Annotated in this window: 11 protein-coding genes and 1 tRNA gene; all 12 read right to left on the reverse strand. The window is 36.5% G+C overall.

The window, feature by feature from the left end:
- Positions 1–19: 19 nt before the first annotated feature.
- The gene (locus LY60_RS02490) at positions 20–1,756 is read right to left on the reverse strand and encodes a hypothetical protein (protein WP_145079501.1); all 1,737 of its coding nucleotides are present in this window, start codon (positions 1,754–1,756) and stop codon (positions 20–22) included.
- Positions 1,737–2,633: an ABC transporter ATP-binding protein gene (locus LY60_RS02495; RefSeq protein WP_170226082.1), complete on the reverse strand. Its 897-nt coding sequence runs from the start codon at positions 2,631–2,633 to the stop codon at positions 1,737–1,739. Before LY60_RS02495 ends, LY60_RS02490 begins: the two co-directional genes overlap by 20 nt.
- 10 nt (positions 2,634–2,643) lie before the next feature.
- The gene (locus LY60_RS02500; protein ID WP_145079507.1) at positions 2,644–3,015 is read right to left on the reverse strand and encodes a GntR family transcriptional regulator; all 372 of its coding nucleotides are present in this window, start codon (positions 3,013–3,015) and stop codon (positions 2,644–2,646) included.
- Between the two features lie 328 nt (positions 3,016–3,343).
- Positions 3,344–4,267 (reverse strand): AEC family transporter, encoded by a 924-nt coding sequence (locus LY60_RS02505; protein WP_145079510.1) that lies wholly within the window; start codon positions 4,265–4,267, stop codon positions 3,344–3,346.
- A gap of 351 nt (positions 4,268–4,618) precedes the next feature.
- Positions 4,619–5,554 carry an ATP-binding cassette domain-containing protein gene (locus LY60_RS02510; RefSeq protein WP_145079513.1) on the reverse strand — a complete coding sequence of 312 codons (936 nt, stop codon included), beginning with the start codon at positions 5,552–5,554 and terminating at the stop codon, positions 4,619–4,621.
- Positions 5,547–6,617 (reverse strand): ABC transporter ATP-binding protein, encoded by a 1,071-nt coding sequence (locus LY60_RS02515; protein ID WP_019229202.1) that lies wholly within the window; start codon positions 6,615–6,617, stop codon positions 5,547–5,549. Before LY60_RS02515 ends, LY60_RS02510 begins: the two co-directional genes overlap by 8 nt.
- Positions 6,618–6,625: 8 nt before the next feature.
- Positions 6,626–7,594 carry an ABC transporter permease gene (locus LY60_RS02520; RefSeq protein WP_145079516.1) on the reverse strand — a complete coding sequence of 323 codons (969 nt, stop codon included), beginning with the start codon at positions 7,592–7,594 and terminating at the stop codon, positions 6,626–6,628.
- Complete coding sequence (locus LY60_RS02525; protein WP_145079519.1) at positions 7,594–8,535, reverse strand: ABC transporter permease; 942 nt, start codon at positions 8,533–8,535, stop codon at positions 7,594–7,596. The genes LY60_RS02520 and LY60_RS02525 overlap by 1 nt, the downstream gene beginning before the upstream one ends.
- A 74-nt stretch (positions 8,536–8,609) precedes the next feature.
- The gene (locus LY60_RS02530; RefSeq protein ID WP_145079522.1) at positions 8,610–10,511 is read right to left on the reverse strand and encodes a peptide ABC transporter substrate-binding protein; all 1,902 of its coding nucleotides are present in this window, start codon (positions 10,509–10,511) and stop codon (positions 8,610–8,612) included.
- 78 nt (positions 10,512–10,589) lie between these two features.
- A tRNA-Arg gene (locus LY60_RS02535) sits at positions 10,590–10,666 on the reverse strand.
- Positions 10,667–10,960: 294 nt separating this feature from the next.
- Positions 10,961–12,121: a D-alanyl-D-alanine carboxypeptidase family protein gene (locus LY60_RS02540; protein ID WP_145079526.1), complete on the reverse strand. Its 1,161-nt coding sequence runs from the start codon at positions 12,119–12,121 to the stop codon at positions 10,961–10,963.
- Positions 12,122–12,273: 152 nt separating this feature from the next.
- Positions 12,274–13,212 carry an alpha/beta fold hydrolase gene (locus tag LY60_RS02545; protein ID WP_145079528.1) on the reverse strand — a complete coding sequence of 313 codons (939 nt, stop codon included), beginning with the start codon at positions 13,210–13,212 and terminating at the stop codon, positions 12,274–12,276.
- Positions 13,213–13,405 lie beyond the last annotated feature (193 nt).

Genomic DNA, 13,405 nt, shown 5'->3' on the forward strand with positions numbered 1-13,405 from the left:
GGTATTTCTATTATAATCATTATTTTAATTTCAGGTAGTCAAGAGTATTTTCAAATCCTGTAAGGTTTATTACATCTACTCCCCGGTCTTCTTTTTCTCCCTGAATCCTCTTGTCAATTATCTGAAGAGTATACCCACTGTAGAACTTCTTGTCAATTGCATAATCATAGTAATAAAATACAATTGCATTGAAGGCATTTTCAACGTCTATGGACTGATTGTCAACATCCTTTATGAGATATTCCCTGATTTCATCAAAGTCAACATTGTCAGCTGCAATTCCTTCCTTGTCTGTATATGTTACATAGCAGTACAGATTTTCTGAGTTGTAGTTTTCTTCATCATAAAGATAAAAATATTTGTTTCTTTTCATTTCTTCAGAACTAATTATGTCATAGGCAAGATTATCCTTTGTTTCATTGTCTGCGCCGTCACTGTCAGTAATATTGTAATCTCTTATTACTACACTTCCGTCATCCATGAGATATGAAATTACTATGTTGTTCATGTAGTAGTCCCCGTAATCGTAATCACGGCCTTTTATTAATTCTCTGTGAAGATCTGCAATATTTTCAATTGATTCTTTATCAGTGAACAATATTAATCCTCTTTCCTTCTGCCATTTCAGGAATTTATCACGGTTGTTTAAAATGTCTTCATCCAAGTCGTCAATGTAGTTGAAAACATATCTGTCATTGCCCACATAGGCCATCTTCACATTTTCTATGTCTGGCACAACACCCTTGTACTGGTTTGCAAGCATTATTGTTGCTCCTGTAGCAGCAGTAAATATTACAAAACTCACTGCAAAAACCTTTAAGGACAACCTTGATATTTTGAAAGTTTTTTCGATTATTGCAACTATTATATAATAAGAAAGCAATGCCATTAATATTGATACTGTAATTTTGCTCAGTACGTTGTTGTCATAGGACATTACCGAAAAAGCTGCCGGAACAATGAGGCTTGCAAGAACTGATACAAAATATTTGTAACCGTCAAACACAATAAGGTTTCCTGTGTTTTCATTCTTCCTTTTTCTAAGAAACTTGAATATGAGCAATGTTATTCCTAAGAGTATTGTTCCAAGAAGCAATATATATATGAAATCAACAGGGTCTTCCGAATATTTAATGAAATATATATATTCCATATTGTAAAATTTGTTTACGAAATATTCCATGAGCACACTGGAGCTGAAACCCGGAACTATGTTTTCAAGTATTGAGAAAACAAACATTATTACAAGGTAAATTATCAGAGGCAGGCAAAAGTTGAATATTGTCATTGTACCGGCCATTATTGTGTTACCTGCCAGTATGGAAGACAATGAAACAAGAAGCACACCGGCTGCAAGCCAAGGAATTATAAATTTAAACACCTCTAGCATTTCAATTCTGAGACCCTGAAACACAACCGACAATATAATCAAGAATAAAAGGTATGTTGTAAAAATAATGTCCGCAACTATATTTATGCTCATTTGCTCCGCAATTGGAACGGGTTTAGACTTATAATAAGCAAGCTTTGAATCGTTGTGAAGAAAATTATTGTCTACAAGACAATTTATAAAAACCAGTACAAATAGTTCAAATATTCCGAAAAATATGAAAAATTCCTCATCTGCCTTTAAAATATATGGTATTAGCATTGTTGTAACAAATATGATGGTTGTTGATAACAGGAACCATCCTTTTTTGGATTTAAGAGAATTAATGAGCAAATTAAAAAATGTGTTATTTTTCTTCAGATCCATATCCGGCACCTCCCAGTTCTGTTATGAATAATTCTTCAAGGCTCATTGACAGTCTGTCAAAAAGTAAAACATTGAAGTCTTTTTTCAATTGTTTTTCAAATTCCTCTGCATCGCCTGCAAGAGTACAAATGTTTATGCTTCCTATTTTCAATGTTTTTAATATATTAAATTTACTGTAATCAGATGGGTTAAATTCCCCTTCAACTGCAAACTGAACCCTTTTTATGTCAACCTTCATTTTTTCAAGGTTTTCTTCTTTAAGTATTTTCCCCTCATGCATTATACCAACTTTGTCGCATATGTTATCTAATTCCTTCAGGTCATGGGATGATATGATGACAGTCATTTCATTGTCCATTACTTCCTGTATGAGTACATCCCAAAATTTTCTTTTTATTACTGCATCCAGTCCGTCAACTATTTCATCCAGAAGCAAAACTCTTGGCTGTACAGATATGGCCAGCACGAAAGCTGCCTGCTTTTTCTGTCCTTTAGACATCTTGTTCAGGTTCTTATTTACATCTATATTGAAATAATGAACAAGCTTGTTAAACTTTTCTTCTGATATGTTTTTGTACATGAGCTTTTCATAAAGGAATAATTTCTTCAAAGAATACTGATATGGAAAAAACAAACTGTCCTGAACAAAATAAAAATCCTTTATTGCTTCTGATTCTTCCACAACCTTATTGTCATTAAAATAAACATTTCCTTCATCCTGACTGTAAATAGACATTATATGTTTCAGCAGAGTTGTTTTGCCGCAGCCATTTGAACCAACCAGACCATAAATCTGGCCTGTCTCGGCATTTATGCTCACATTGCTCAATACTTTAAAATCTCCGAATTTCTTGCTTAAATTTTCTACCCTCAGCATAATGTCCTCCTTATTTATTGCCTTCATTCAATATATTCTTAACCAGCCTTATTACTTCTTCATCTTCAAGTCCAAGTTCTTTTAATGATCTAATGGTGCTGTTCAATTGTTCTTCCATGGTCTTTATGTGCACGCTCCTTATTTCATCTGCATTTTTAACAAAATTTCCTTTACCCTTCACCGTGTAAATATAATTGTATTCCTCCAAGCTTTTGTAAGCCTTTTGAATTGTATTGGGGTTTATTTTGATCATGGCCGCAAGTTCTCTTACAGATGGCATCTTTTCATCAGGTTTAAGAGCTTTTGACAGAATAAGCCTTGTCATCTCATCGTATATTTGTTCATAAATAGCCTTTGAACTATTGTTGTCAATTTTTATCATTTTACACCTCCTGTCGGAATAATACTATCTGTATTAGTACACTTAGTACAGTAACTGTATTATATGTTATAGTACAGTAATTGTCAACATGAATATATCTATTATTTCAGCCAATAATTGACAACAAAAAAGTTGCTCCGCAACTCCGCTAGGGGGACCTATGTCCCCTTCGGCGCAAAAAATACTAACGTATTTTTTGCTGAGCACCCCCCTTGACGGCAAGGGCGTCCCGCCCTTTGCAATCGCCGTTTTTTATATACTAGGAAAGAGAACTTTCCTCGTATACAAAAAAGACTTGTACAAATGCACAAGTCACTTACTCTTTATATTAAATTACAGTGTATAGCCAGAAAAACAGCGGTATTGTCACAAGGGAGAACAAATGGGTTATAACAACAATTTTAGAACCAAATACACCATCAGAACCATACCTTTGTGCTAAAATCGGCATTAATGTTGCAACCGGCAGGGCTGCATAGATTACAAATATCTGCTCGATCATAGGCTCAAAATTTATAAACTTGAATATTAAAATCATAATTAACGGAGAAAGAACTAGCCTGAAAAATGTGGCATAATAAGCTTGTCTGTTTACAAGTGATTCTCTCACTCCCATGGTCTTAATTTTGCTTCCTATAATAATCATTGCTAAAACCGTAGTGACATTGTTGAGCAAATCCATAAGATTTGTTGCAAACATCGGCAGTTTAATCTGTGTTATGTACAAGAACAGCCCCACATAAATCCCTATCATTCCGGGATTTAATAATATATCTTTCACATTACTCTTGCCCTTGTCCTTTCCAATCATAATAGCCATTCCGTATGTCCACATAAGTATGATGTTTGGAGTTTGAAACATTGTTGCATAAAACATTGCTCCGTTTCCATAAAGCTGATTGACAAGAGGAAATCCCATGAATCCGCAGTTCATCATAGGAACTGTAAACTTAAACATTTTTTTCTTTTCTTCATCCTTTGTGCCGATTGTGCCCAAGTTACCAAGCGCCACTAAAATAATATGAAATATAATAGCTATGCCAAGCAAGGATACACCTGTTTTAACCTGTTCAAAAGAAAATTTAATGTACATTGCCTTTATAACCATGGCTGGAATTGTGATGTTCACAAGTATAAAAGATAAGGAATTTTCTGCATCATCATTTAAAATACTCTTACTTCTTAAGTAGTACCCAACAGCCATCAATATGGCCATCAGGATTATGCTGTTCATGAGTGTTTCTAATATCATATGTATTTAAGCTCCTTTTCATTATGTCCAATTCACAAAAGAATACCATTAAACCTTTCAACTTTCAAGAAAATTTTACAAACGTTTTCTAAAATTATATTCAAATTTATACCATGATTTTTGATTTCCATACTTAACGGTGTAAATGTACGCCTATGGCAATCGGCTTAGAATTTTCAAGAAAAAACAGCACTTTCGTGCTGTCAGTTTGATGATAAAGTATTTAGGACGTTGTCATTCTGAGAGCTTGCTCGAAGAATCTCATGTTTTCAGTAAAGATGAGATCCTTCACTACCGTTCAGGATGACAGCGTCAGGGTTTGTCAATAGTCTGAACAGCACTTTCGTGCTGTTAATCTAGCTGTTTTCTGTATTCTGAAACTTCTCTTTCATTTCCCAGAATAAAATGTCCCGGTACTATTTCAACCCAGGAAGGAGGATTTTTGTCATAATCAAAATGAGAACTTCCCGGATCATATGATTCAATTTTTTTATTTCTTTCAACTCTTGGGTTAGGAGTCGGTATTGCAGACAATAAAGACCGCGTATAGGGATGCAGAGGACAATCAAAAAGCATTTCTGTTTCTGCAAGCTCCACAATTTTTCCCTTGTGAATAACAGCAATTCTGTCTGAAATAAAGCGAACAACAGACAAATCATGGGCAATGAACAAATATGTGAGTCCTTTTTGCTTTTGAAGTTCAGACAAAAGGTTTATAACCTGGGCCCTTATTGAAACATCAAGTGCAGATATGGGCTCATCGGCAATAATAAGCTCAGGCTCCATTACCAAAGCTCTTGCTATTCCTATACGCTGCCTTTGTCCACCGGAAAATTCGTGTGGAAATCGGCTTGCAAATTCAGGAAGAAGTCCAACATCCAGCAGTGCCTGCTCAACTATTTTTTTTCTGTTTTCTTCAGTACCGTAGTTTTTCAGATTGTACAAACCTTCCGAAACAATGTAGTCAACTTTTGCTCTTTCATTTAATGATGCCATTGGGTCCTGGAATATCATCTGTATTTTTTTTGTAAGAGCCCTGTCTGTGTCAGAGTCAATTTTACCGCTTATTTTCTTGCCGCTGTAAATTATTTCTCCGCCGGCAGCTGGATTTATTCTTATTATAGCCCTTCCGATGGTTGTTTTTCCCGAACCTGATTCTCCTACAAGGCCGAACGTTTCTCCCTTGTATATATTGAAGTTTACATCATTTACTGCAACAAACTTATTATTTTTGTTTCCGAACTCAACCCTTAAATTTTTAACTTCCAGCAGTTTTTCCTTATTCATTTAAGGCACCCCACTTTTCTCTCATTTTTTGAATCATCAAAGGAGGTTCAACCTTTGGTGCTCTTGGATCCAAAAGCCAGGTGCGGGCCTTGTGTGTAGGGCTTACTTCAAAATAAGGAGGCCTTTGTTCAAAGTCTATTTTAAGTGCTCTTGGGTTTCTGGGAGCAAAAGCATCTCCTACAATTTCCTTGAACAGATTTGGTGGTGTACCTTTTATTGAATACAAAGGTTCCCCCTTTATGCCAAGCTGAGGCAGAGATGACAAAAGTGCCCATGTGTACGGATGCTTTGGATCAAAAAATACTTCTTCAGCAGTTCCAAGCTCCACAATGTCTCCCGCATACATGACTGCTATTCGGTCTGCGACATTTGCAACAACTCCCAGGTCATGGGTGATATAAATTATTGTGAGGTCGTATTTCTGCTGCAAATTCTTCAACAACTGCAGTATCTGAGCCTGTATTGTAACATCCAGAGCTGTTGTAGGCTCATCGCATATCAATATGTTTGGGTTGCATGCCACTGCAATGGCTATTACAACTCTTTGCCTCATTCCCCCTGAAAATTCGTGAGGATATTGCCTGTATCTTCTTTCAGGATCTGTAATTCCCACATCATTTAAAATTTCTATGGTCAATCGTCTTGCTTCTTCTCCCTTTAAACCCTGATGAAGCTCAATGGATTCCTGAACTTGTTTGCCTACGGTTTTCAAAGGATTGAGACTTGTCATTGGATCCTGAAATACCATGGCAATTTCCTTACCTCTGATTTTTATCCAATCATCTTCAGTCTTGTACCTGGCCATGTCCTGGTTTTTATACATAATTTTCCCGGACTCTATTCTTCCGTTAGCATCTAAAAGGCCCATAAATGATTTTGTGAACACTGACTTGCCTGAACCTGATTCTCCAACTATGGCAAGGCTCTCGCCCTTATGAAGGTCAAGGGATGCTCCCCTTATGGCAGTAAGTTCCTGGCCTCTTAAATTGAATTTTATTACTACATCTTCAGCTGATAATATTACTTCACCATTTAATATTTCTTCAATTGATTTCTGTGCCATACGCCCTCCTACACATGATTTCTGGGGTCAGCAGAATCTGCAAACACGTTTCCGATTACATAAAATGATACTGTTACAAGTGATATTACAGCAGCAGGGAAAAACAGCTGATACCTTGAACTTGGAACCATCATCAGAGCCCTTCCTTCATTGATCAGATTGCCCAGTGAAGGTATATCAAGAGGAAGTCCCATTCCTATATAAGAAAGGAATACTTCATTTCCTATGGCTGCAGGTATGGCAAGTGCCATTCTGAGCATTATAACAGAAACAAGGTACGGAAGAAGGTTTTTGGTTATTATTCTCTTTGTAGGAGTGCCAAGACATCTTGATGCCAGGTTGTATTCTCTGTCTCTTATGATTATTATGAGATTGCGCACAAATCTTGCCATCTGCAGCCATCCGGTCATACACATTGCAAAAATTATTGTAGGAATACTTGGTTTCATAATATATGTTAAAATTATCAATACCACCGTTGTGGGTATGTTGTCCCACACGTTGTAAATTTCAGTTATTATGGCATCAAGTTTTCTCACGTAACCCCAAAGAGCCCCTATTGTAATGCCAACAATTGCTTCAAACAATCCAACGGCAAAACCTATGAAAATTGATGTCCTTGTTCCGCTCCAAACCCTGGACCACAAGTCCTGACCTATGGAATTAGAGCCAAACAAAAACTCCTCTCCCGGCGGAACATTGCGATATTGCAATCCTGTAGCAGGATCTATATATATTTGTGTAGGGCTTTTTTGATTTGGTAAATACGGCTGTAACAAAGTGAACACCACAATAACCGCCACTATTATCAAAAATGCCACTGCTGTTTTGTTTTTCATGAATACCTGCAGTGTTGATCTCCAGAAAGAATAATTTGAATATCCGGTCAGTTCAGATTTTGATTCATCATATTCTGCAAATTCAAACATTGAAGGATCTATGTTGTCTGCCAGTTTCTTAATTGTCTTGCTGCCCATTATCTTGATCCTCCTTCACCGCTTAATTTAATCCTTGGGTCAAATGATGCCATTAGAATATCTCCAAGCATCAGACCTATTATTCCTATTGAAGAGTACAACAAAGACAATGCCTGTACCAATGTGTTGTCCTGTCTTTGAATTGCAGTTACCAGCAATCCCCCTGTTCCCGGAATTGAAAACAATGATTCAACGTAAATGGAACCGGCCACTGTGTAAAGTATTGATGCCGGAAGATATTGAGCCATTGGAACAAAAGCATTTCTCATTACGTGTCTAACCATAATTTCCTTGTTTCTTAAACCTTTTGCCCTTGCCAGTCTTACATAATCTTTATTTAATTCATCAACCATGTATCTTCTTATCCACATTGCATAATATGCTATGTTTACAAGTGACAAGCACATTACAGGAAGTATCCAGCTCTTTGGGTTACTTTTATCGAACAACAGCGGAAGCTTAAACCACTGTGTGAAAAATACCTGTATGAGAAGATAATATATTACTGCAGGAACTGCATTAGCTCCCACAACGTAGCCTGTACCCAGTTTGTCCCAAAACTTACCTTTAAACCTTGCCATGAGAATACCCAGACTTAATCCAAGCACCAATGAAACAATGAGTGATGCCAGACCAAATTTCAGGGAAATCATGAGCTTTTCTCCCAATATATCTGAAATTTGTGCCTTGGGCCTGTATGTTATGGACTGACCAAAATCTCCTTTCAGCACATCTGTGTAAAAGTCTTTCAGCTGAATATACCATGGATCTAAAAGCCCGAGATTTTCTAGTTTAGCCATTTTTTGTGCTTCATCGAGCTTGTCATAGTTAGAACCGAAGTATCCTTCAACAGGCATTAAGCGCATCAGCAAAAACACAACTGTAACTACTATTATCAATGTAACAAATGACCTAAACAGCCTGCTTATATAATATTTCATGCGTTGCCTCTCCTTCTGCATTTTTTTGCTGCTAAAATAAATCAGGGGCTAGATAGCCCCCAATCCATTACAGTTTATTTTGCTGCATCTTTTATAGCTGCATCACGTGCTGCCTGCCATTCTGTTTGAGCTGCGTTGAATTCTTCTGTATTTAATGGTTTAGCCAATAGTCTTTGTCCTTTCCACCTGTTGGAGGAAATTCCAAATGCAGAGTAAGGAGTTTCAAAAGGATGAACCTGTGATGCAACGTAACCATCACCGCCGCTTACGTTGTAAGGAATTACAAATGCATTGTCAATAAGCATTGCTTCAGCATTTGCAAACAGTTCATAACGTTTTGTCAAATCAGTGTATTCAGTCTTAGCTTCATTTACTATAGCTTCATATGCATCAAAGAAATTCTTTCCATCAGCAGTAACTTCAGTTGTATACTCTGGGAAGTTGTAATTTCCTTCTCTTCTGAATGGGTCTGTATATGTCTGTGGATCTGCATAGTCAGGACCCCAGTTGCATTTCATTATTGCATAGTTACCTGCACGTCTTGTTCCATCAAGGAAGCCTGTAGGAGCATGAGGAAGCAGTGTTATTTCAATAAAGTCTGAACCAAGCAATGTTTCAAGCTGTTGTTTAACAACCTGAGCTTCATTAGCCCATGAAGTTGAGTTTGTGTTGTACGGCATCAATACTTTAATTGGGAATGTAGCACCGGATGCAGTCAATTCTTCTTTAGCCTTGTCTCTTAAAGCTACAGCTTCTTTTTCATTGAAGAATTCTCTTGCTGTAACTGCTGCTAAGTTTCCTGTCTGAGTAAAGTCTACACCATTTTCTGATGCAAAGTTTGGAGGTGTAATAGTGTTTATTATTCTGTATTCTGGATTGTATGGATCTTCAGTCTTCATGGAAGCAATTCTGTTGAATCCTGCAACTACAGCTTTTCTGAAATTGGAGTTATTAACTGCCAGTTTCCAGTTTTCAGGTTCATATTCAGCATCAAATGTAGGTTTAAAGTTAAATGCGTAGAAATATGTGTATGTTCCTAATCTGCTAGGTCTTACCTGATCCTTAAGAACAGGGTCTTTCATCCATTCATCAAGGCTTGCAGGAGGAATTATTACATCTGATATTTCTCCACGTTTGTACATTTCACCTGCCAGTGCAGTTGCTTCTTTGTTGTATTTGTAGTTAAGTTCTGTTATGAATATATTTGCAGCATCCCAGTATGTTGGATTCTTTTTAAGAATTCTCTGCATCTGAGGTTCAAATTCTGACAATAAATATGATCCGTTGTAAAGAAGAGCAGAGTTTGATGTTCCAAACATATCTGCCATTTCATCAAGGAATGGTCCGTATGCAGGGAAGAAGCAAACATATGTAAGCATTGATTCAAAATATGGTATTGGTTCTTTCAATGTATAAACTAATGTATAATCATCTTCTGCCTTAACTCCTACCTGGGCAAAATCTGTAATTTCTTTATTAAAATATGCTTCAGCGTTTTTAATTACACTGTAGAAAATATTTGCTGTTTCTGACTCGTTTGCAGGATCTAAAAGATACTGTGCAGCGCTTACAAAATCGTTTGCTGTTGTTTCAGCAACTTCATTTCCTTCATAGTCAACCCATTTTACGCCTTTTCTCAAATGAAATGTCCATGTGAGTCCATCATCTGATGATTCCCATGATTCTGCCAAAGCAGGCTGGATTATTCCATACATGTCGTAGTCAACCAATGTGTCAACCAGGTTTGCTGCCAGAGCAAAGTCAACGTTTGTTGCAGTGGTCAAATAGTTTATGCTTGTTACTTCTTCAGCATAAACAGTCTTGTAAACCTGCTCTTCTGCATATTTTCCGCCTTCTGTAATGTCTGCAGGTTGTTCTGATGCTGCAGGTTCTTTGGCAGGCTCTGTTGTTGTTCCGCTTGAACAAGCTGTCAGTATCATTGTCAATACTAACAATAATGATAATATTTTTTTCATTTTTCCCTCCTCAAAATTATAAATAAATTGGCTTCAGCCAATATATTACTAGCATACGTTTTCATAGCGAAATAAAAATGGTGCACCTGAGAGGAATCGAACCCCCGGCACATGCCTTAGGAGGGCACTGCTCTATCCTACTGAGCTACAGATGCACATTTATTTATCTATTATTGAATATTACACTAATTTTTGATTTTTGTCAATACGCTTATTGGGTACTTGGCCTTGTGAATTTTATAATTATGCTTTTCGCGCTTTATTTAATAAATTCTTTAAAGCGTTTATTGTTAATTATATTATGAAATTTCAACGTACGACATATTTTCACATTTTTTTCGGAGTTTTGCTGCAGAAATATTTATGCAAACGTTATTTTTAATTAATTGAAATATAATCATTATGCTGAATACATTTACGTTTTATACTCAGCATAATGACTTTTTACCTTATTCAAATAAAGAGCTGAAAAACCTTAAAATCCTCACAAAGATATTTGCTTTTTCAATATTTTCATTTACTGTTGCATCAACTTGTCCTACTTCCTCATCATTTACAAGTATGCTTATGGTTCCAATCTTGTCGCCCTTCGATAATGGAGCCTTCACTTCCTGGTTGTATGTTATTTTAGTTCTTACAATGTCTTCCTTGTTAACAAGTTTCGAGTAGTCCTGAGCAGGAAATATGTCAACTTTTCCTAATTTTGAATTTGTAATATAAACACTGTCCATGGACTGCGATGTATCAGCCAGTTTTTCCATAGTGAAGTTATTTTTGCCGTATTCAAGAAGCAATTTTGTTTTTTCCAGTCTTTCTTCGGCAGTTGCGCTGCCCATGAGAATTGCTACAAGCCTGTAGTCCTGTCCGTTGCCTTTTACCGGCATTGTAGACACCAGACACAAACCTGCCTTGTCCGTATAACCTGTCTTAAGACCGTCAGCACCTTCAACTATTCCAAGTATGGGATTTGTTGCTGTCTTGCTGTAATTTCTTTCGGGCACAACAAGCTGAGGCTCTTTTGTTACTTCCAGCATTTGTGGATATGTCAGAAGGATGTGCCTTACAAGTTTGTATATGTCTGAAACTGACATGTGGTTCTGACCTGTTTCATTGTCATCAATTGGAAGTCCATGAGGATTTACAAAGCTTGCAGATAAAAGCCCCAGCTCTGAGGCTTTGGAATTCATCATGATTACAAAATTGTCCTCAGTTTTTCCAACATGCTCTGCAATAGCAGTTGCACAGTCATTGCCGGACACTATGAGCATGCCTTTAACTAGAAGGCTAAGCTTCACTGTTTCGCCAGACAATATTCCAAAGTTGCTTCCTTCAGTGGCAGCAGCATGTCCACTTATTACAACATCGTCGTCAAGGGATATCTCCCCTTTTGATACTGCATCCATCATGACAAGGTATGTCATTATCTTTGTGACACTGGCCATGGCCAGCTGTTCATTTATATTGTATTCATATAAAACTTCACCAGTTTCCAGATCACCCAGCAACGCACCCTTTATATTTTCATTAATATTAATTTCGCCAAATGCAATTGTATTGGTGAGCATAATAATAACAAGGCAAAGCGAAAGCAGTTTTCTGATATTTTTCATTTGTTTCCTCCAATCTGTAATATATCAATTATATAATAGATAAAGAAGAAATGCATTATTAAATTTGAAAAACTTGCTGTCAATTATTAACTCTAGCCCAATACCCGTAGACATTAACTTTATTTCCACGGAAATAATAGCGCTGCAATAAATTACTTAATCTTTGCAATTCTTAAAATCCACTTTTCAATATCACGGTACACAATGTCTCGGTCTGTTTCATTCAATATTTCATGCCTGTCATCTTCATATATTTTTATGTCCAGGTTTTTCATCCCCATTTCCTTAAAGTCATCATAAACCTTCTTCACATCTTTACCGAAGTTTCCCACAGGATCTTTTGCTCCGGACAAGAAAATCACAGGAAGTTCCTTGTTCATATTATGAAGGTTATTCTTGTTGTACAAACTTTCCATTCCTTTGAACATGTTATAAAATGCATTCAAAGTGAAAACAAAATCAATTCTTTTATCCCTTATATAATCATCCACTCTTTTTTCATCCTTGCTGAGCCAGTCAACACTTGTCCTGGCAGGTTCAAACTTTTTATTGTTATTACCTATGGCAAGTTTGTTCACAAAGCTGCTTCTGTACCTCCAACCCTTGAACAAGGCTATTAGTCTTGTAATAATAATTCCTGACTTCAAAAGTGCATAAGGCTGATTTCCCGTTCCCATGATTATGGCTCCATGAAGTCCTTCATTGTAAATTGTTATATATTGTCTCAGAAGAAATGAACCCATGCTATGTCCTAAGAAGAAATATGGCTTATGTTTAAATTCAGTTTCTATAATCTTTCTAAGCTTATGCATATCCTCTATGACAGTCTTGTTTCCGTTGTCCCGGCAAAAATATCCCCTGTTTTCTTCATTGGTAAGTGAATATCCATGGCCTAAGTGATCATTGCCTGCTACAAGTATACCATTTGAAGCAAGGTAGACGGCAAATTCGTTATACCTGTCCATGTGTTCAAGCATTCCATGTGAAATCTGAAGAATTCCTTTTACTTCTCCATCCGGAATCCACTTTACCCCATGAATTTTTGTTGTTTTGTCTGACGAGTCATAATAAAATTCTTCTTTTTTAACCATATTATCCTGCCTTCATATATTATTTGTATTAATAATATTGTTATTTTGCAAAATAGTCAACATCGTGAACATTGTCATTGAAATAATTGTTATAATAATATAGAATGAAAATACAAATCTTGGAACTCGAAAGGAGTGTTGCATTATGTTAATTGTAAATTATGAAATAAACAGCAATCCGGAGGTATATAAA

This window comes from Sedimentibacter saalensis (assembly GCF_007830175.1).
Lineage (GTDB): Bacteria > Bacillota > Clostridia > Tissierellales > Sedimentibacteraceae > Sedimentibacter > Sedimentibacter saalensis.